The following is a 19,200-nucleotide window of genomic DNA, read 5'->3' as shown; positions in this document are numbered from 1 at the left end:
GCGGTGCCCGCTGACACCCCGGTCACCGGGCCGGCCTCGATCGCCGAGCTGATCGAGGCGGCGGAGGACGGGCCGGACGTTCCCGGGACGTTCGGGCGGTTGCTGCACGAGAGCGAGCGGCTGCTGAAGGAGGCTCCCGGCTCGGCCGACGCCCACTACGTGCGGGGCTACACGCTCTACCTGCTGGGTGCCCGCGCCGAGGCACGGGCTGCCTTCGAGCGGGCGGAGCTGCTGCGGCGCGGGCATCAGTGGGCGCTGTTCCACCTCGTCGTGCTCGCCTACCGCGACGGTGACCATGGTGCGGTGCTCGGCGCCTTCTCCCGGCTGGAGCGCGCCTTTTTTGAGGGCGAGGACAAGCTCTGGCGCTATCTGGTGGCCTGGGAGTACGAGCTGTGCTCGGCGGTCCGGCTCGGATTGGACGAGCACGTCGCCGTCCGCCTGCCGGAGCTGATCGCCGAGTACACCGACCGCCAGGACGACCCCGAGGAGATCCTGGAGCGGCCGGGCAGGCTGCTCCAGCTCTATGGCGAGCAGCCCGCCGGGCCGCTGCGCGACCTGCTGCGCGAACAGCTCGCCCGGCTGGTACCCGGCGGCTGGGTCCAGCCGGACGAGCTCTAGCCTTCCAGCCCGGCACGGGTGGGCTTTTCTAGCCCAGCAGCGTGTCGCCCCAGTGCCCGCCGGGAGACACGCCGGGTGGACATGCCCACAGCCCCGACCCCACATGCCGGATGTAGGTCGAGAGCCGGTCCTCGGCGGACAGCCTGCGCTGCACGGGCACGTACTGGCGGCGCGGGTCGCGCTGGTAGGCGAGAAAGAACAGGCCCGCGTCGAGGCGTCCCTGTGTGTCACTGCCGTCCACGAAGGAGTAGCCGCGCCGCATCAGCCGTACGCCGCCGTTGGCCGAGGGATGGGCCAGGCTCACATGGGAGTCGGCGGGGAGCGCGGCCGGGTCGAAGCCGTCGCGCTCGCCTTTGCCACCGAGCGGGGCGCCCTCGGTCTTCGTACGGCCGATCGTGGCCTCCTGGTCCTGCCGGGAGAGTTGGTCCCACGACTCCAGGTGCATGCGGATCCGCCGCGCGACCAGGTAGCTGCCGCCCGCCATCCACGCCGGCCCGTCGGCAGCACCCACCCAGACGTGCTGGTCGAGCGCGGCGTGGTCGTCGTGCGGGATGTTGTCGGTGCCGTCCTTGAAGCCCATGAGGTTGCGCGGGGTGAGCTGGGTGGGCGTGGTCGAGGAGGTCTTGCCGTACCCGAGCTGCGACCATCGCACGCTCACCCGGCCCAGCCCGATGCGGGCCAGCGTGCGGATGGCGTGCACCGCGACCTGCGGGTCGTCGGCGCATGCCTGGACGGCGATGTCGCCGCCACCGCGTGCCGGGTCGAGCTTCTCACCGGGGAAGGAGGGCAGGTCGGCCAGCGCGGGAGGCCGCGAGGCGGCCAGGCCGAAGCGATCTTCCCCCGCACGCTCGAACAGCGTGGGCCCGAATCCGACGGTCAGCGTCAGGCTGGAGGCGGGCAGGTCAAGGGCCTCGCCGGAGTCGTCGGCGGCGCTGACACGACCCGCCGTCATCAACTCGGCGGCCCTGGTCCAGGAGACCAGGAGGGAGATCAGCTCCTCGCGCGTGCCCACGGTCACGTCGAAGGCCGCGAAGTGGAGGCGGTCCTGTACGGGCGTCGCGATGCCCGCCTGGTGTGGCCCATGAAAGTCCACGACCGGTGCCGGGGCCGCGCTCGTCGACGGCTCCGGCTCACCCAGCAGAAAGGCGCCCGCCGTCGCCGCCGCACCGGCCACCACGCCCGCGCCAGAGGCGGTCAGCAGCCCGCGCCTGCTCAGTCTCCCCACCGGACCCCCTCCGAAGATCTTGACTTTATCCTGCCGCGTTTTCGTACATGAACATTTATTGCATCTTGCTCACGCGTACCTCCATCTGGGTGATCTCTGACAGGGTTTATCAACTTTTTACTAATTTTGACCGTTATATCAGGTTTTGCATGGTATTCATCACTTTGGGCTTATCGTCCGTTTGGAATAAACCGTAGGAACCGTGCAGAAAACTGCATGGTTCCACCCCTGTGCGGGCCGTTAGCGTCGCACCGCGTGGGGGTTCCGTGAGCCTCCCGCAGGGCTGGGGTCAGCCAAGACAGGTCGTTTGCCTTCCCAAAGGATGATCATCACCGTGCGAGTCACAATCTGGAACGAAGGCCTCCACGAGCGCACCAAACCGGAGATGGCCGAGATCTATCCGGACGGAATCCACGGCGCGATCGCCGACGGTCTCCGCGCGGCCCTGCCGGGCTCCCAGGTCCGGACGGGCACGCTTGAGCAGCCCCATCAAGGACTGTCCCCGGAGCTGCTCGAGCAGACCGACGTTCTCCTCTGGTGGGGTCACACGGCGCACGATCAGGTCGACGACGGCCTGGTCGAGCGGGTCGCGTCCCGGGTGCTCGGCGGGATGGGCCTCATCGTGCTCCACTCCGGGCACTACTCGAAGATCTTCCGCAAGCTCATGGGGACGACCTGCTCCCTCGCGTGGCGAAACGACGGAGAGCGCGAACTGGTCTGGACGATCGCTCCGGGCCATGCGATCGCGGCCGGGGTCGACCAGCCCATCGTCATCGGCGAGCAGGAGATGTACGGGGAACCTTTCGACATCCCCGATCCCGACGAGATCGTCTTCATCAGTTCCTTCGCCGGCGGCGAGGTCTTCCGCTCCGGCGTGACGTATCGCCGTGGCCGGGGCCGCGTCTTCTACTTCGGTCCCGGCGATGAGGCCTACCCCGTCTATCGCCACCCGCAGGTCCGGCTCGTCCTCGCGAACGCCGTGCGCTGGGCGATGCCCGGCTCCGCCGTGGTGCCCCCGGCCTCGGCGTACCGGCAACCGCTGACCGACTGGGACGCCTGAGCCCTCCAAATAAACAGAGAGGCAGTAATGAACAAAGTGGTGAGCTTCACCGCCTCGCGCGTCGCCGAGGTGGTCGAGGAGCCGGTACGCCCGATGACCGAGCACGACGTCCGCGTACGCACCCTTTTCTCCGGCATCTCCGCCGGTACGGAGCTGACGGCTTACCGGGGCACCAACCCCTATCTGACGAAGCAGTGGGACAACCGGCTTCGGTTGTTCGTCGACGGCACGGCCTCGCGTGAGTACCCCCTGCTCGGCTGGGGTTACGAGGAGGTCGGTGAGGTCGTCGAGATCGGCGCCGCCGTCGAGGGGTTGTCCGTCGGAGACCGCATCTGGGGAACGTGGGGGCACCGCAGCGAGACGGTCGTCACCGGTGAGTACACCCGTGGCCGGGTGCTGGCTCCGGAGGTGAACCCGCGGGTCGGGATGTTCTCGCAGATCGGCGGGATCGCGCTCAACGTCGTGCTCGACGCCGACATCCACGTCGGAGAGACCGTCGCCGTGTTCGGGCTCGGGGTGCCCGGCCAGCTGGTCGCCCAGCTCGCCCGGCTGAACGGCGCGCGGGTGATCGCGGTCGACGGCGTGGCCTCGCGTCGTGAGCTGGCGCTCGAACTGGGCGCGGCGGAGGCGCTCGACCCCGCGGACGGCGAGGTCGCGGAGCGGATCCGGGCCCGGACCGACGGACGGGGCGCGGACGTGTGCCTCGAGGTGACCGGCAACTACGCGGCGCTCCACGAGGCCATCCGGTCGGTGGCCTACAGCTCCCGCGTCTGCGCGGCGGGCTTCATGCAGGGCGACGGCATCGGGCTGCGGCTCGGCGAGGAGTTTCACCACAACCGCGTCCAGGTGGTGTCCACCCAGATCTCCGGGGTGGCGCCGGCGTTGCAGCACCGCTGGAACCGGTTCCGGCTCGACAGTACGGCGATGTCGCTGGCCGAGTCCGGAGCCCTGCGGGTGACCGAGCTCATCAGTCACACGTTCCCGTTGGAACGGGCCGCCGAGGCGTTCCAGCTGCTCGACGGGGCCTCGCAGGACGTCCTGCAGGTGGTCCTTCAGGTCGGCGACTCCGCGTAGCCGCAGTGTAAGAAAAATCAGGAAAGCGGCAGGATATCGCATGGTTTCGCCGGATCGTGCGTCCTAGCTTCGAAGGAATCGTCGCGCTCTCGCGACAACGCACAGCACAAACACAGCGGAGTCAAGATGACCGATCTATCTCACCGCGGCATATACGAATCACTCCGTCGGACGCGCTGGACGAGAGCTCTCGCGGCGGTCACCACGGTGCCGCTTCTGCTCCTGGGCTGCGCGTCGGCCGAACAACCCGTCGCGAGCGTGCCGACCGGCGAGATCGGCGGCAGCCTGAAGTACTGGGTCGGTCTGGACTCCGTCGACGACGCCGGTGTCGCCGAATTCAACCGCCTTTACATCGAGCCGTTCAAGAAGCAGTATCCGAAGGCCGATTTCAAGCTCGAGCCCCAGAACAACGAAGGTCTCACCCAAAAGGTCCAGACGGCGCTCGCCGCGGGCCAGGGCCCGGACATCCTCCCGCTGAACTCGGCGATCGCCATCCCCTTCGCCGGTGCCGGTTACCTCGCCGATCTCGGAGGGATCGCCGCGGCGGAGAAGTGGAAAGAAAAGATCTTTCCCTGGGCCATGGACATCGGGGTCATCGACGGCAAACTCGTCGTGATGCCGGTGAGTTACGAGACCCTCGTGCTCTATTACAACAAGACGCTCTTCAAGAAGAACGGCTGGACCCCGCCGACCGATCGCGCCTCGCTGGAAGCTCTCATGGCGAAGATGGTGGCGGCCGGAGTCACGCCCTTCAGCAACGCCAACGCCGACTACGTCGGTGCCACCGAGCACGTGCTCTCGTGCTTCTTCAACATGGTCGCGGGCCCCGGCAAGATCCACGATGCCCTCACCGGCAAGATTCAGTTCACCGACCAGGCGTTCGTCGACACGATCGACCTGATGGTCGACTACTTCAAGAAGGGCTACTTCAGCGGCGGCGTCAAGCAGTACTTCGCGACGTCCGACCCGCAGAAGATGGCCAAGCTCGCCAACGGCGAGTCCGGCATGTTCCTGTCGGGCAGCTGGGAGATCGGCGTGATGAGCGAGTACTTCGAGAAGAGCGGAAGCGAGTGGGACTGGGCTCCCCTCCCGCCGCTCGCGCCCGGAGTGCCGAGCGACGTCTTCCCGCTCGCGGTCGGCGACGCCATGGCCCTCAACGCCGCCAGCCCGAACCTCGGCGCGGCCTCGGCGTACATGAAGTGGAAGTTCTCCGACTCCGACGCCAACTGGCAGGCGATCAAGGAATTCGGCGACCTGCCCCTTCCCGTCAAGTTCGATCCCTCCGCGGCGCCCGAGGGCATCGACCCGCGATTCATCTCGCAGTACACGGCCATCAGTGACGCGTCGCTGGCGAAGAAGGTCGGCTACGTGACGTGGACGTCGTTCGGCTCCTCTGCGGAGGCCTACCTCCTCGAGAACGAGGACCGGTTGCTGACCGGCGACCTGACGTCGAAGGACTTCCTCGCGGGTGTCTCCGAGGCGTTCAAGCAGGACCATGACGCGGGCCGCATCCCGCCGGTCTTCGACACGACGGCGAGGTAGCACCACCGGTTCGGCGGCGTCGGAGCCGTTCCCGGGAAGGGGGGCGGCTCCGACGCCTTCAACTCACATTTCCGCAGGTCCAGGCGTTTTACGTCGGTGTAAGGAATCTAAGGAAGTCGGAGCGATACCGCATGGAAACGTCCCGGACACCGACATAGCGTGGCGACCTGCCACCGCGGAGAACTGCGGATTTATGAAGACCATCATGGAGTCCAAATGACCACTCGAGCCAATTCGCTCGCGGCGCGATGACAACGGCATCCGCATCGGCGCAGGCGGAATCGGCGGCATGGGAGGCGCAAGGGTCCCCTCCTCGTCGCGTTCGATTCCACATGAATTCCCGTCTCGTCGCGATCGCGTTCATGCTGCCCGCGCTCGCCGTCAACCTCCTGGTCATCGGCGGACCGACGGTCAGCAGCATCTTTTACTCGTTCACCGACTGGAACGGCATCACCGCCCCGAAGTTCACGGGACTGGAAAACTGGATTCGCCTGGTCGGTGATGACAGGTTCTGGCGGGCGATCGGCCACAACTTCATCTACCTGATCATTTTCCTGACCGTGCCGATGGCGATGGGCCTTCTCGGCGCGTTCATGCTCTCGCGCGTCCGCCGCGGAGCCGCGCTTTTCCGGGTGCTCTATTTCATCCCCTATCTGCTCGTCAGTGTGATCACGGCGCAGATCTGGCGTAACATACTCGATCTCGAGTTCGGTATCGCGTCGGCGTTGAACGGCATCGGCATTCACTGGCTTGACGGCGTCTTCTTCTTCGCCGACGAGCGTTTCGCGCTCTACAGCGTCGCGTTCGTCGACAACTGGCACTTCTGGGGCTTCCTCGTCGTGCTCTTCCTCGCGGCCATGCAGGGCATCGACGGGAGCCTGTACGAGGCCGCGCGCATCGACGGCGCGAACGCCTGGCAGGAGTTCCGTTACGTGGTGCTGCCGGGCATCCGGCCGACGTTGACCTTCGCTTTGACGATCGTCGCGATCGGCAGCCTGCTCGTCTACGACTACCCCTTCATTCTCACCGGGGGCGGTCCTGCGGGCGCCACGGATGTCGCGTCGCTCCTGGTCAACAGGACGGGCATCGTCGCGCGGGAGGCGGGCTACGCCTCGGCGCTCGCCCTGGCGCTGTCCATCCTGAGCGCGATCTTCCTGATGTTGTTCGGATTCCTGCGTCGTCGGGAGGATGAGGTCTGATGGCGATTCTCGCCGCTGTCCGAGGTCGCCGCCGCGAGCGATCCGTAATGAGGCCGCCCGGCGGTCTGGGCCCCACGCCGATCTCGTACACCGTGCTCACCCTGCTCGCGCTGTTCGCGATTCTTCCGGTGCTCGTGCTCGTCTTCAACTCGTTCAAGTCGAGTCTCGAGATCGGCAGCAATCCGCTCGGCCTGCCGTCGTCCGCCGACTTCTCGAACTTCGCGGAGGCGTGGCGGCGGGGCAACATGGCCCGGGGTTTCGCCAACACCGTGTTCCTCGTGGTGGGAACGGTCGTGGGGACCTGGCTCTGCGCGGGGACCGCGGCGTACTCGCTCGCGCGGCTCAACCTGCCGGGCAAACGCAAGGTCGAGACCTATCTGTTCATTCTCATCTCGCTGCCCGTGCAGATGTTCATCGTGCCGCTGTTCTTCCTCTGGGTGCAGCTCGACCTGATCAACACGCTCCCCGGGCTCGTCATCATCTACGTCGCGCTCAACACCCCGTTCTCGGTGCTGCTGCTGCGCACGTTCCTGGTCGGCATCCCGAAGGAACTGGACGAGGCGGCCCGGCTGGACGGAGCCAACGAATGGCGCATCGCCACACGCATCATCCTGCCGCTCAGCTGGCCCGGCTTCATGACCGTCGGCCTGGTCTCGGGGCTCGGCGCGTACTCCGAGCTGCTGTTCGCGGTGACCTTCCTGGTCGACCCCGCACAGATGCCGGTGGCGACATCGTTCCTGCAGTTCAGCCAGGGCCACACCCAGCTCTACAACCTCGTCAACGCGGCGGGCGTCATCATCGTCGTCCCGCTCATCATCCTCTTCCTGCTCATGCAGCGCCGTTTCATCGCCGGTCTGGCCGCGAGCGGAAGCAAGGGATGACCCCATGCGTACCACCAATCGACCGGAGATCTGAGAAATGACATTCCGACTGGCCGCGCAGGAGCGAATGCTCGAAGGCGACACCCTGGAGGAGAAGTACGCCTTCGCGCTTTCGGTGGGATTCGACGGCATCGAGCTGTCGGGGCGGGGAGACGGCGTCTTCGCCGCCCGTGCCGACGAGCTGGCCCGCGCCCGCGAAGCCGGAGTGGTGATGCCGAGCGCCGTGGTCGCACAGGTCCCGTTCCTGGGCGACTTCGACCCGGAGCGCAGGCGTAAGGGGATTTCCGAACTGAGCGAACTGCTGCGCACGCTGCCGTTCGCCGGGGCGGCCGGAATCGTGTCCCCCAACGCCTTCGGCGTCTTCTCCAAGCGCCTTCCGCCTTTTGCCGTGCCGCGTGAGGACGACGAATCCCACCGGCTGCTCGTCGAGGCGCTGCGTGAGGTGGCCGTCGTCGGCGAGGAGCACGGAAGCGCCGTTTTCCTCGAGCCGCTGAACCGGTTCGAGGACTACCTCGTCAACACGCTGGCGCAGGCGTCGCGGGTCGTGGACGAGATCGGCTCCCCGGCCGTACGCGTGATCGCCGACACCTTCCACATGTCGATCGAGGAATCCGACATCGGCGCGGCCATTCGTGCCGCCGGAGACAGGATCGCGCACGTCCAGCTGGGCGACAGCAACCGGCTTGAACCGGGCGCGGGCCACTACGACTGGGACGAGACGCTGACCGCGCTCGAGGAGATCGGGTATGACGGCTGGCTGGCGATGGAATGCGGGCTCAGCGGCGAACCCCGCGACGTGCTGCCGCGCGTTTCCCAGCTCCTGAAGCGCTGATCTCAACCGTCCGGGGCCGGCTCTGGAGCGCTACGCTCCCAGGGGCGGATGAGAGACCCCGCAGCGGGCAGGGGCCGCGTTCCGCTGGGCGATTCCGCGGCCCCGGGCCGACGTCGGCGGTTCAACTGTCGGGCGACAGCCCCGGCGCGGGATTGCGGCCGGATCGGGATGCGGATGCGTATGCGGGAAGAAGCGCCGGATGGCTCTCGCGTCTGCCACAGTTCTGTTTCCTGACCCTCGCATATGCGTGTGATTAAGACATGAGGCGGGAATGCTGCGGTAAAGATCCGTGCCCATGACCTGATCACGGGTGAGGGAGAGCTGATGCGGACCACGTCGATCGACGTCCCCGATCGTGTCTGCGACGGCGGGCGGCTGCGCCTGTCGGGTGACCTGTCCGTTCCCGGGCTGTTGAGCATGGCCGATCTGCGGGCCCTGCCGCAGCGGACGGTGGAGGTCGGCTTCGCCTGCCGCACGTCGGGCACGCGGCACCACCGTTTCACCGGCCCCCTGCTCCTGGACGTGGCCCGCGCGGCCGGGCCGGTCTTCGATGCCTCCGAGCGCAAGGACCGGCTGCGGTTCCTGGTGTCGGTGCTGGGGCGCGACGGTCATCACGCGGTGCTGTCGTGGGGGGAGATCGACCCGGAGTTCGGCGATGTCCCGGTGCTGGTGAGCGTCCAGATGGACGACGACGACCTTGACGCGCGCGGGCCGCACCTGGTGGTGCCAGGGGACCGGTGCGGAGGGCGGCACATCAGCGAGGTCGTCGAGATCCGCGTCTGCGCGGACGCGCGGTTGTGGAGCCAGAACCTCTAGTCACCGCACCCGCACGAGCAGGACGAGCCGGACGGCTCGGTGGGGTCGGCCCAGTGCAGGGCGATGAACGGCTCGGTACGGCAGGGGTGGTGCACCCGTTCGCGGGTGATGCGGTAGCGGGCGACGGTCTCGGGCTCTTCGGGCGAGCGGCGCGGGACGGGCACGGTGAGGGTGCCGATGTCCTGGTCGATGTGGGTGAGCATGCCGTGGCAGGGACCGCCCAGGCAGATGGCGTTGCGCGGCGGCGCGGCGGTCATGACGGCCCGCCCGCCGCACCGCCGGGCAGGCGGCGGGATGAGGCGCCTGCAGGGGTACCGCGGGGGCCCGGGGAGCGCTGTGCGCCTCCCGGGCCCGCCGAGGTGACGGACGGTGTCATCGCCGTCTCAGGGGGCCTGGAAGCCGGCCTTGGTCAGCACGTCCTTGCCCTGCTGTGACAGCACGAGGTCGACGAACTGCTTGGCGGCCTCGGGAGCGGGCGCCTGGGACAGCGAGGCGATCGGGTAGTCGTTGACGGCTTTCTCGGCCTCGGGGAACTCGATGCCCTGGACCTTGCCCGCGGCCGCGATGACGTCGGTCTTGTAGACCAGGGCGGCGTCCACCTCGCCGAGTTCGACCTTGGTCAGGGTGGCCTTGACGTCCTGTTCCAGGGTGACGGGGGTGACCTTCAGGCCGGCCGCGTCCAGTGCCTTGACCGCGGCGGCGCCGCAGGGCACCTGCTCGGCGCAGAGGGCGACCTTGACCTTCGAGTCGGCCAGGTCCGCCAGGTCGTCGACCTTGGCCGGGTTGTCGGCCGGGACGGCGATCTGCAGGGTGTTGCGCACGAACGTGACCGGGGCCGCGGCCAGGGAGGCGTCGGTGACGGTCTTCATCGTGGCCGGGCTCGCGGCGGCGAAGACGTCGGCCGGGGCGCCCGCGACGATCTGCTGAGCCAGGGTGGCGCTGGAGCCGAAGTTGAAGCGCACCGTGGTGCCCGGGTGGGCGGCTTCGAAGGTCTTGCCCAGCTCGGTGAACGTGCCCGTCAGCGACGCGGCGGCGAACACCGTCAGCGTCGTGGCGGCGTTCGAGGACGCCGGCGCCGACGCGGCCGGGGAGGCGGAGGTGGCCGGATCACTGGAGCCGCAGCCGGACAGACCGGCGGCCAGCGTGAGGGAGAGGGGGACTGCGACGGCCCATCGGGAAACGCGCCTGAACAACAAGGGCTCCTTACTGGCTCGCTGCGCGAGCGGGATCGGCGATCTCCACGACGACGTTGATGGACTTGATCACGACGATCGCCACCACCCCCACCTCCAGGATTGGCTCATCCGCGGCCCGGCGGCTCATCAGCGCTCATCGCGCCGGGCCGCGAGCCGTCCGGCGTCGCCCCGCCGGCGGACGGTGTCGGGGCTGACGCTCAGCGGTGCGGCGGCCTCGCTGATCCGAAACGTCGTCACGAACCATCACGATACCTTCGCATATTCCGGGATCAAGAGCCGGGTTCCCTGGCAATCACGGCATGGTCCACTGTTTTCACATCGCATCTGAGAGATCGCACCTGAGAGGCGGGTCCCTCCGTACGCACCGTCACCGCCCCGCCGGTGCCGCTCACCGTCGATGCCCCCGCCGCCGGGCCGCCGGGCCACCGATTCCGGGGCGCGGACCTGCGCGAGGGCAGGACCGCCCGTCCCTGCACCACCTGAGCGGACCCGGGCGCGTCACCGGCAGTCACGCGCGACGACGCCCGCCACACGGAGTTCGTTCCGTGTGGCGGGCGTCGTCGTCTCCGGGGTCACGGGTGGCTCGTGGTCACCGTGGATCCCCTCCGCGTCCGGACTCGCCGCCGCCGCGTGATCCCGGACGTCGTCCTACCAGCCGCTGCCGGACCGGTAGAGCTGGCCGCGCACCGCGCCGCCGCCGAACTCGGTGGTGTGCAGGTTGGTGTACCAGTTCTTCGGGTTCTGCTTGATGCCCCGGGCGACGTCGGACTTCACCGACGCGGTGCCGGCGATCCCGGTGACACCCTTGGGCAGGCCGTTCGTGTCGGCGAAGAAGTCGATCACGACATCGCCGTTCCTGCCCTTCTTGCCACGGTGGATGTGCCCGTTGGTGGGAGCGGCGAGCTTCTCCCAGATGGTGGCGTAGTAGACCTTCGACCCCTTGATGCCGACGAGCCACTCGGCGCGGCCGTTCGGGTCGCCGACCTTCTTGCCGGGAGCCGGGACCTCCTGGCGGCCGTCGGCGTTGGAGTGGTAGACGGGGTGCACGCCGTCGGCCAGCACGTTGGCCAGGTTGGTCGGGCTGATCCGGTGCATCTGGGCGCGCACCGCGCCACCCGGGAACTCGGCGGTGTGCAGGTTGAGGTACCAGTTCTTCGGGTTTCTCTTGATCCCGGACAGCAGGCCGCCGTCGTTGATCTTGACGCTGCCGAGGATGGCCTTGCTGCCGCCGGGCAGGGCCTCCATGAAGAAGCCGACCTTCACGTCGCCGTTCTTACCGGCCTTGCCCTGGTGGATGTGGAACGCGGTGGGGGTGGCCGTCCCCTCCCACCTTACGGCGTAGGAGACCTCGTTGCCGCGGATGCGGACCACGGCGAGGGCCCTGCCGTTCTTGTCGCCGACGGCGGGACCGCCGCTGGTCGGCACCTCGTTCTTCCCGAGCAGGGTGCCCGCGAAGTAGGCGTCCGCTGTACTCGCGGTATCGGAGCGCGTGGCCGCGGTTGTGCCGGCCTGCGCGACCGGGGCGAGGGCCGCGGAGAGCAGGGCCGCGGCGATGGCCACGCCGGAGACGGTGAGGGTGCGCTTGGACATCGTGAACCTCTCGTAGCTGTAAGGGGGCTGCTGCGTTCTTCAGCCGGTTGTACGGCGCCACGGCCAGCGAAGGTTCAATCTTCAAATACGTAAAAGTACACATACGGAAACAGCCCCGGAAAAGCCCTCCCCATCCGGGGGAGGGCTAGGATGCCCGGTCAGACCGTGACGGTGAGCAGCGTGTCCCCGCCGGTCGTGCGCACCTCGAAGCGGTCTATCCCGGCCGGTTCCCAGGCGACCCCGCCGTGCACGTAGAGCGGCTCGGGAGAGCCGGGAACCCCGTAGCCCCGCTCGGGCACCGCCCATCCGGTGACCACCCGCCGCTCGCCGGTCGGGGAGACGGCGATCAGCTCGCACTCCAGCGGTCCCTTGACGCCCCTGAGCTCCAGGACGGCGTGGGTGCCCCAGCCCTTCGTCTCCAGCACCAGGCCGCCGGTGACACCGGAGGCGCCCGTACCCGCGAGCGGCGTGCCGGCCCGGTAGGCGTCTTCCGCGGGGCCGTGCGCGGAGTGGCCGACGGGAACGCTCCCGCTCTCGCCGGAGATCGAGGTGCCCACGGCGATCCCGCCGGCGACCAGGGTGACGGCCGCGGCGGCGCCGATCACGAAGGTGCCCCTGCGGGCACGCCGGTCGGCCGCCTTGCGTCGGCGCAGCAGGCTGACCACCTCGGCGGGCCCCCTGCCGCCGGTGCCGGTGCCGGTGCCGGCGTCGGCGTCGGCGCCGTCGTTGTCCCTGAGGGGCCCGATGCCGGCGAGCGCGTCCGCCACCCCGGACAGCTCCCGGAGCTCCGCGGTGCAGGACGGGCAGGTGGCCAGGTGGTCCGAGAAGGCCGTCCGGTCGGGCTCGCCGAGGATGCCCAGGGCGTACGCGCCCACGTCGGTGTGTTCCACCTGCGAGGTCACGCCGTCACCCCTCTCTCCTCAAGGGCGACGCGCAGCGCGCGGAGGGCGTAGTACGCCCTCGACTTCACCGTACCGACGGGGATGCCGAGCACTTCGGCGGCGTCGTTCACCGACCGGTCGCGCAGGACCGTCTCGTTGAGGATCTCGCGGTGGGCGGGGGACAGCGAGTTGAGCGCGTCCGACACGACGACCTGTCGCAGAAGATCTTCCATCTGATCGGGCATGGGCACACTCTCCAGTGGTCCCTCACCCGCCTCGTGGGGACGCGCGTCCTTACGGCGTTGGTCGTCAATCACGATATGTCTGGCGACCGTCGCAAGCCAAGGCATCAGGGACGACGCGTCGGCGTCGAACCGGTCCGCGCCGCGCCACGCACGCACCATGGTCTCCTGCACCACGTCCTCGGCCCACTGCACGTCGCCACGGGTGAGCCGTACGACGAAGGAGAGCAGCAGCCGGTGGTACGCCCGGTACAGCTCCGCGACGACCAGCTCGTCGTCGGGGGCGTCGACCGGTCGCAGCCGGGACCGGCTCCGCCGGTCACCGGACCAGGAAGAGGCTTTCACGTCGAGGTTCTCTCCGGGGGAATCGGCCGGCGGGGAGGGGCAGGCGGCTTGCCGCGTCATCACGCGCGTCCCGCGGTTCGCACCGGGCGGTCGTGACCGGTGCGCGGGGCGGCATCGCCCGCCTCTCCGTGGTCGCGGGGGCCGGATGGCGGTTCCGCGATCACGGCGGTGCCCGCTGGAGCGGGTCGCCACGGGGCGTCCACGATCACGCTGTGCCCTCCCGGGTTCGGCCGCCGGACGGTTTTCCGGTGTCGGCTGGCAGTACGGCGCCGGATCCCCGAGGGTTCAACAGATCGCGTGATTTTCCGATTATTAGCCGAACTAGCTTCGCATGAGGGTAAAAGCAGGCTAATTTCGGGCGAAGGTTACCTATCCCAACCGGTAGGTCACCGCGGCACCCCTCCGGCCGGACACGGGCCGGACACGGGGGTGCGGGCCGGGCCCACGAGGCGTGCGGACATCGGCCGGCCGGGTCTCGTTCAGGCCGCGGCACGCCGTGGGGGCGGGCCGCGGCGATGTCACAGGACCGGGCGGACGTGGGTGATGAGACGGCCGCCGTCGAAGACGTGCATGGCGATCTGCGGCGGCAGGTCGTAGTCGACGGGGACCGGGGCGTCGAGCTCCCGGGTGAGCCGCAGCGTGGAGACGACCCCCGGGGCGACCGACAGCGGCAGGTCCGCGAAGGTGGTGCTCGCCGCGGTGTGGGCATGGCCGGCGATGACGGCCACCACCTGCGGGTGCCGCCGCACGACCGCCTCCAGCCGCTCCGGGTTCCGCAGCCGGATCGCGTCCACGTACGGGATGCCCAGCGGCACCGGCGGGTGGTGCATGCCGACGATGGCCGGGGTGTCCGGGGTCTCGGCGAGCACACCGTTCAACCAGGTGACCGTCTCGTCCTCCAGGAAGCCCTCCGGCCGCCCGGGGACGCTGGAGTCGCCCAGCGCGACGGTGAGCCCGTCGAGCCTGAGGACCTGGTTGATCGGCCCGTCGCCGTCCTCGTCGAGGTCGAGCAGGGCCTTGCGGAACGCCGGACGGACGTCGTGGTTACCGGGGCAGATGATCGTCGGATAGCGCGTGGCCAGCAGCTCGCGCGCGATCTCGTACTCCTCGATCAGGCCGTTGTCGGCGATGTCGCCGGTCACCACGACCGCGTCCAGGGGACCGGACAGGTTCTCCAGGTGTCGCATGACGGATCGGGTCCTGTCGATGCTGCGGGGGGAACCGTCGATGTGGACGTCACTTACGTGCGCCAGGATCAGCATCAATCAAGAGTGACATATCCGGCTTCCTGTCGCCGGGCATCCGATGCGGAGAGCAGGAACGCACCGGGCGGGAAAGGCCGGTGTGAGCGGGAGAGCCCCGGGGAGGCGGGGCGACGCCGGGTCGGGGGCCCAGGGAGAGCCGCGTGGGAAGGCCGCGCGGGTGCGGACGGGAGAGCCGGGCGGGGTGGGCGACGCCGCCGGATCAGGCGGTGGAGCCGCCGTCCACCACGATGTCGGCGCCGACCACGAAGGCCGCCTCCTCGGAGGCGAGCCACAGGACGGTGCCGGTGATCTCGTCGAGGGAGCCGACCCTGCCGATCGGGAGCTGCCGGCTGATCCGCTCGGCCCGGTCGGTCTCCGTCTCGCCCGGCCGCATGGACATCGAGGTGTCGTGCGGGCCGGGGCTGAGCGCGTTGATCCTGACGCCCCGGCCGATGTACTCCAGGGCGGCGGTGCGGGTCAGTGCCGTCACCCCGGCCTTGGAGGCGGCGTAGGCGCCAAGACCCGGTATGCGCTTGTGCGTCCCCACCTGGGAGGCGACGTTGACGATGACCCCGCCGCCCCCGGCCAGCATCGCCGGGATCTCGTGCTTCATCGCGAGGAAGGTGCCGGTCAGGTTGACGGCGACGACCCGGGTGAAGTCCTCCTCGGGCAGGTCGGCGACCTCGCCAATGGTGAACACCCCGGCGTTGTTGATCGCGATGTCCAGCCCGCCGTGCCGTTCCACGATCCGCTCGACCAGCCCGGCGACCGAGGCGGAGTCGGAGACGTCCGCGACGAGGGCGGAGGCCCGGCCGCCGTCCGACTCGATCAGCTTCACGGTCTGCTCCAGCGCCTCCGGGCCCCGGGCGGCCACCACGACGCGGGCGCCCTCGCGGGCGAACCCGCGTGCCACGGCCCTGCCGATGCCCGTCCCGCCCCCGGTGACCAGAACCACCTTGTCCTGAAATTTCATGATGCCTCCATAGTAGATTGATCAGTCCAGAATGATGAGTGCCTGGGCGGCTGCGCCGCGCAGCCGTACCGGGTCCGACGTTCCCTTGGCCGTCAGCTAAGCCGGGGTCCGTCCCTGCCCCTCGTAAGGGACGGACCCCGGCGGATCAGAGGCCGCACCCGTTACTCCCAGCGGAAGAACCGTGCGGCCAGCCCACCCGTGACCAGCACGGTCACCGCCATCACCACCAGGTGCAGCGTCTGCGGCGCGTGCCCGGCCCACGTGTCGCGGAGCGCGTCGGCGAACGGCGCCATCGGCAGGAAGTCCCCGATCCGCCGCACCAGGTCGGGCATGAGCTCCCGGGGGATCCACATCCCCGCCATGAACATCAGCGGGAACATCAGCAGCGAGCCGATACCCGGCGCCACCTTCGCGTTGGGCGCCACCGCGGCGATCAGCAACCCCAGGCTCAGCATCGAGGCCGTGCCGAGCACGAACACCCCCGCGAAGGCCAGCGGGCTCTTGGGCGGGACCGAACCAAGGACGAGATAGCCCAGAACGATCAGGAGGACGGTGGCGACGATCGCCACCACGAGGTTGTTGGCGACCTGGGCGACCAGCAGCCGGACCGGGTTGACCGGGGTGGTGGACATCCGGCGCAGCACGCCGCTCTCCCGGTAGGTCACCAGCGTCGCCGGCAGGACGGTCAGCGCCATCGTCACCACCGCCAGGATCACCATCATGCCGGGCAGCTGGGTGTCGACGACCCGCTCCCCGCCCAGCTCGGGGACCGCCTCCTGGTAGCCGGGGATGTTCCCCAGCGCGAGCAGGAGGACGAGCGGCAACATCACCGCGAAGATCGGGCCGGCCGGGTCCCGCAGGAAGAGCTTGGCCTCGGTCAGGAGCATCTTGTTCACGAGGAGATCTTCTTTCCGGTGAGGCTGAGGAAGGCGTCGTCGAGGGTGGCCTGCTCCACGCGCAGGTCGGTGGGTACGACACCCGCGGCGGAGAGGACGGTCGTGACCGCGAGGAGCAGGTTGCCGGTGCCGGTGACCGCGACCTGCCCGCCGCTGCGGCTCACCTCGGTGACCTCGGGCAGGGCTTCGAGCCGGGAGTCGTCGAGCGGCCCCGACGGCCGGAACCTGACGGTCTGCCGCCCGCCGACCTTGGCGATCAGGCCCGACGGGCTGTCCATCGCGACCACCCGGCCGGAGTCGATCAGCGCGAGCCGGTCGCAGAGCCGCTCGGCCTCCTCCATGAAGTGGGTGACGAGCAGGATCGTCACGCCGTCCTCGCGGATCCGCTCGATGAGCTCCCAGGTGTCGCGGCGGGCCTGGGGGTCCAGGCCGGTGGTCAGCTCGTCCAGGATCGCCACCCGGGGGTTGCCGACCAGGGCCAGCGCGATCGAGAGCCGCTGCTGCTGGCCGCCGGAGAGCTTGTCGTAGGGGGTGTCGCGCTTGCCGGCGAGCCCGACGCGCTCCAGCAGCTCCCCCCAGTTCGCCGGGGTCCGGTAGAAGGACGCGTACAGGTCGAGCGCCTCCCACACCTTGAGTTTCCCCGGCAGCGTGGAGCTCTGCAGCTGGACTCCCAGCTGCTCCCTGAGCTCGGTGCGGTGCAGCCCCCCGAGCACGCTGACGGTGCCGGAGTCGGGGACGCGCAGGCCGGCGACGCACTCCACGGTGGTCGTCTTGCCGGCGCCGTTGGGGCCGAGAACGCCGAAGATCTCGCCCTCTTCCACGGTGAACGAGACGTCGTCCACCGCCAGCTGGTCGCGGTACTGCTTGCGGAGGTTGCTGACCTCGATGACCTTCATGCTCACCGACGCTACGAGCCGCGCCGCGCGCGGAGAATCCGTCTACACCCCCGGCGGGGGCGGGCCAGGCACCCGCTGGGGGTGTGGCTACCTCCACCCTCGTACGGCGCTCGCCACCACTGGGCACGCCCCGCCGGATCGCCGACACTTGGACCCATGAGGACATACGCGGTGGCGGTGGGAAAGGCGCTTGCCCTGGGGGCGACGGCGCTGGTGGACGTCGTCCTGGTGGCGCTGACCCTGGTCGGGGTCGTGCTGGCGTTCGGCCTGGGAATGGTCTTCATGTTTCTCCCCACGGCCCGGCTGATCCGGCACCGCACCGCGCTCGCCAGGAGGCTGAACGGCACGTGGCTCGGGACCGCCGTGCCGGTGCCCTACCTGCCCCCGCCGCTGCCGACCCGGCCCCAGCCCGACGGCTGGTACCGCCACGAGCGCCAGCTCTACAAGACGCCGAAGTGGCCCGACTGGAACAACCGCTGGAAGTGGATGGTCGGCGACCCGGCCACCTGGCGGGACGGGCTCTGGCTCTTCCTCAACCCGGTGGTCGTCTGCGGCCTCCCGCTGCTGTCCCTCACCCTGGCCGGATGCGCCGTCCTGACGTCGTTGGCCGCGGCCCCGGTGGCGCTGCCCCTCGCCCTGGGAGGAGCCTCGGCCGTCGCGCTCGCCGCGACGCCGCGCCTGCTGCGCGCGTACGCGTGGTGGAACCACCTGCTGCTGTCCCCCACGGCCAGGTCCGTGCTCGCGGCGCGGGTCCAGCGGCTCGACCAGGCGCGCCTGGCGACGGTCGACTCCCAGGCCTCCGAGTTGCGGCGGATCGAGCGCGACCTGCACGACGGGGCGCAGGCGAGGCTCGTCGCGATGGGCATGACGCTCGGCGCGGTCGAGGAGCTGATGGACAAGGACCCCGCGGCGGCCAAGGCCCTGCTCGGCAAGGTCAGGGAGGCCTCCTCCACGGCGCTCGTCGAGCTGCGCGACCTCGTCAAGGGCATCCACCCGCCGGTCCTGGCCGAGCGCGGCCTCGGCGACGCCGTGCGCGCCCTCGCGCTGGACAGTCCGCTGAAGGTCACGGTCACCGTGGACCTGAACACCCGCCCCGACTCGCCCGTGGAGTCGGCCGCCTACTTCTCGATCAGCGAGCTCCTCGCCAACGCGGCCCGCCACGGTGGCGCCGAGCGGGTGTGGATCGACATCAGCAGCAACGACCACGCGCTGCGCGTGGTGGTCACCGATGACGGCTCGGGGGGCGCCGACCCGGCCCTGGGCAGTGGCCTGCGCGGCATCGAGCGCAGGCTGGCGGCCTTCGACGGGGTGCTCGCGGTCAGCAGCCCGCGGGGCGGCCCGACCACCGCCACGTTCGACCTGCCCAACGCCCTGAGGGAGAAGGGGCCGGACTGCAAGCCGAACCTGCCCCGCGGCAAGGCCACCATCGTCGGGATCTGCTGGGGGATCGGCTGGCTCCCGCTCTTCCCGCAGGGACTGGTGACGATGATCATGAAGATCGTCGACACCGACCAGCGCAGCTGGTTCCTCGCCCTCTACCTGCCCGAGCTGCTGCAGTGGCCGCTGATCGTCTTCAACATCCTCCTGGGCCTGTCCATGTACGCCGCGGGCATGCTCATCCCCGTCATGCACGCCCGCCAGCAGCGGCTGGCGGGGGTCCTGCCGACCCGCCTATGGTTGGGCCGGTGAG

19 protein-coding genes are annotated in these 19,200 nt (G+C 69.4%); 9 read left to right on the top strand and 10 right to left on the bottom strand.

Annotated features, from left to right (window positions below; genetic code table 11):
* Window positions 1-3 precede the first annotated feature (3 nt).
* Window positions 4-618 carry a hypothetical protein gene (locus OG587_RS07195; RefSeq protein WP_329088015.1) on the top strand — a complete coding sequence of 205 codons (615 nt, stop codon included), beginning with the start codon at window positions 4-6 and terminating at the stop codon, window positions 616-618.
* Window positions 619-646: 28 nt separating this feature from the next.
* On the opposite strand, the gene efeB is transcribed toward OG587_RS07195, so the two are convergent.
* Window positions 647-1,843 carry an iron uptake transporter deferrochelatase/peroxidase subunit gene (gene efeB / locus OG587_RS07190; RefSeq protein ID WP_329088014.1) on the bottom strand — a complete coding sequence of 399 codons (1,197 nt, stop codon included), beginning with the start codon at window positions 1,841-1,843 and terminating at the stop codon, window positions 647-649.
* Window positions 1,844-2,177: 334 nt separating this feature from the next.
* Between efeB and OG587_RS07185 the strand changes: the two genes are divergently transcribed.
* From OG587_RS07185 to OG587_RS07155, 7 genes are all read left to right on the top strand, one after another.
* Window positions 2,178-2,903: a ThuA domain-containing protein gene (locus OG587_RS07185; RefSeq protein WP_329088012.1), complete on the top strand. Its 726-nt coding sequence runs from the start codon at window positions 2,178-2,180 to the stop codon at window positions 2,901-2,903.
* A 27-nt stretch (window positions 2,904-2,930) separates the two neighbouring features.
* The gene (locus OG587_RS07180; protein WP_329088010.1) at window positions 2,931-3,977 is read left to right on the top strand and encodes a zinc-binding dehydrogenase; all 1,047 of its coding nucleotides are present in this window, start codon (window positions 2,931-2,933) and stop codon (window positions 3,975-3,977) included.
* Window positions 3,978-4,184: 207 nt separating this feature from the next.
* Entirely contained in the window at window positions 4,185-5,519 is a 1,335-nt protein-coding gene (locus OG587_RS07175) for an ABC transporter substrate-binding protein (protein ID WP_329088008.1), read from the top strand.
* Window positions 5,520-5,881: 362 nt separating this feature from the next.
* A complete protein-coding gene (locus OG587_RS07170) occupies window positions 5,882-6,718 on the top strand; it encodes a carbohydrate ABC transporter permease (protein WP_329088007.1) in 837 nt (278 codons plus the stop codon).
* The gene (locus OG587_RS07165; RefSeq protein ID WP_329088005.1) at window positions 6,718-7,599 is read left to right on the top strand and encodes a carbohydrate ABC transporter permease; all 882 of its coding nucleotides are present in this window, start codon (window positions 6,718-6,720) and stop codon (window positions 7,597-7,599) included. Before OG587_RS07170 ends, OG587_RS07165 begins: the two co-directional genes overlap by 1 nt.
* Window positions 7,600-7,636: 37 nt before the next feature.
* Window positions 7,637-8,431 carry a sugar phosphate isomerase/epimerase family protein gene (locus tag OG587_RS07160; protein ID WP_329088003.1) on the top strand — a complete coding sequence of 265 codons (795 nt, stop codon included), beginning with the start codon at window positions 7,637-7,639 and terminating at the stop codon, window positions 8,429-8,431.
* Between the two features lie 324 nt (window positions 8,432-8,755).
* Window positions 8,756-9,247: a hypothetical protein gene (locus tag OG587_RS07155; RefSeq protein WP_329088001.1), complete on the top strand. Its 492-nt coding sequence runs from the start codon at window positions 8,756-8,758 to the stop codon at window positions 9,245-9,247.
* Here OG587_RS07155 and OG587_RS07150 read toward each other — a convergent pair.
* From OG587_RS07150 to OG587_RS07105, 9 genes are all read right to left on the bottom strand, one after another.
* A complete protein-coding gene (locus OG587_RS07150; RefSeq protein WP_329087999.1) occupies window positions 9,244-9,504 on the bottom strand; it encodes a hypothetical protein in 261 nt (86 codons plus the stop codon). The genes OG587_RS07155 and OG587_RS07150 overlap by 4 nt on opposite strands.
* A 126-nt stretch (window positions 9,505-9,630) precedes the next feature.
* A complete protein-coding gene (gene modA / locus OG587_RS07145) occupies window positions 9,631-10,440 on the bottom strand; it encodes a molybdate ABC transporter substrate-binding protein (protein WP_329087997.1) in 810 nt (269 codons plus the stop codon).
* A gap of 651 nt (window positions 10,441-11,091) precedes the next feature.
* Window positions 11,092-12,033 (bottom strand): CHRD domain-containing protein, encoded by a 942-nt coding sequence (locus tag OG587_RS07135; RefSeq protein ID WP_329087995.1) that lies wholly within the window; start codon window positions 12,031-12,033, stop codon window positions 11,092-11,094.
* A 158-nt stretch (window positions 12,034-12,191) separates the two neighbouring features.
* The gene (locus OG587_RS07130) at window positions 12,192-12,935 is read right to left on the bottom strand and encodes an anti-sigma factor family protein (RefSeq protein ID WP_329087993.1); all 744 of its coding nucleotides are present in this window, start codon (window positions 12,933-12,935) and stop codon (window positions 12,192-12,194) included.
* Window positions 12,932-13,501, bottom strand: a complete 570-nt coding sequence (locus OG587_RS07125) for a sigma-70 family RNA polymerase sigma factor (protein ID WP_443075496.1) — start codon at window positions 13,499-13,501, stop codon at window positions 12,932-12,934. The genes OG587_RS07130 and OG587_RS07125 overlap by 4 nt, the downstream gene beginning before the upstream one ends.
* Window positions 13,502-14,019: 518 nt before the next feature.
* On the bottom strand, window positions 14,020-14,763 hold the full coding sequence (locus OG587_RS07120) for a phosphodiesterase (RefSeq protein WP_329087991.1): 744 nt from the start codon (window positions 14,761-14,763) through the stop codon (window positions 14,020-14,022).
* Window positions 14,764-14,965: 202 nt separating this feature from the next.
* A complete protein-coding gene (locus OG587_RS07115) occupies window positions 14,966-15,718 on the bottom strand; it encodes an SDR family NAD(P)-dependent oxidoreductase (protein WP_329087989.1) in 753 nt (250 codons plus the stop codon).
* Window positions 15,719-15,879: 161 nt separating this feature from the next.
* Window positions 15,880-16,605, bottom strand: a complete 726-nt coding sequence (locus OG587_RS07110) for an ABC transporter permease (RefSeq protein WP_329093774.1) — start codon at window positions 16,603-16,605, stop codon at window positions 15,880-15,882.
* Window positions 16,606-16,610: 5 nt separating this feature from the next.
* Window positions 16,611-17,510: an ABC transporter ATP-binding protein gene (locus OG587_RS07105; protein ID WP_329087987.1), complete on the bottom strand. Its 900-nt coding sequence runs from the start codon at window positions 17,508-17,510 to the stop codon at window positions 16,611-16,613.
* 156 nt (window positions 17,511-17,666) lie between these two features.
* On the opposite strand from OG587_RS07105, the gene OG587_RS07100 reads away from it, so the two are divergent.
* The gene (locus OG587_RS07100) at window positions 17,667-19,199 is read left to right on the top strand and encodes a sensor histidine kinase (RefSeq protein ID WP_329087985.1); all 1,533 of its coding nucleotides are present in this window, start codon (window positions 17,667-17,669) and stop codon (window positions 19,197-19,199) included.
* Window position 19,200 lies beyond the last annotated feature (1 nt).

This window comes from Streptosporangium sp. NBC_01469 (assembly GCF_036227305.1).
In the GTDB taxonomy this organism is placed as follows: domain Bacteria; phylum Actinomycetota; class Actinomycetes; order Streptosporangiales; family Streptosporangiaceae; genus Streptosporangium.
Note: the sequence above shows the minus strand (reverse complement) of the source record. Positions and strands in the feature narration are given on the sequence as shown.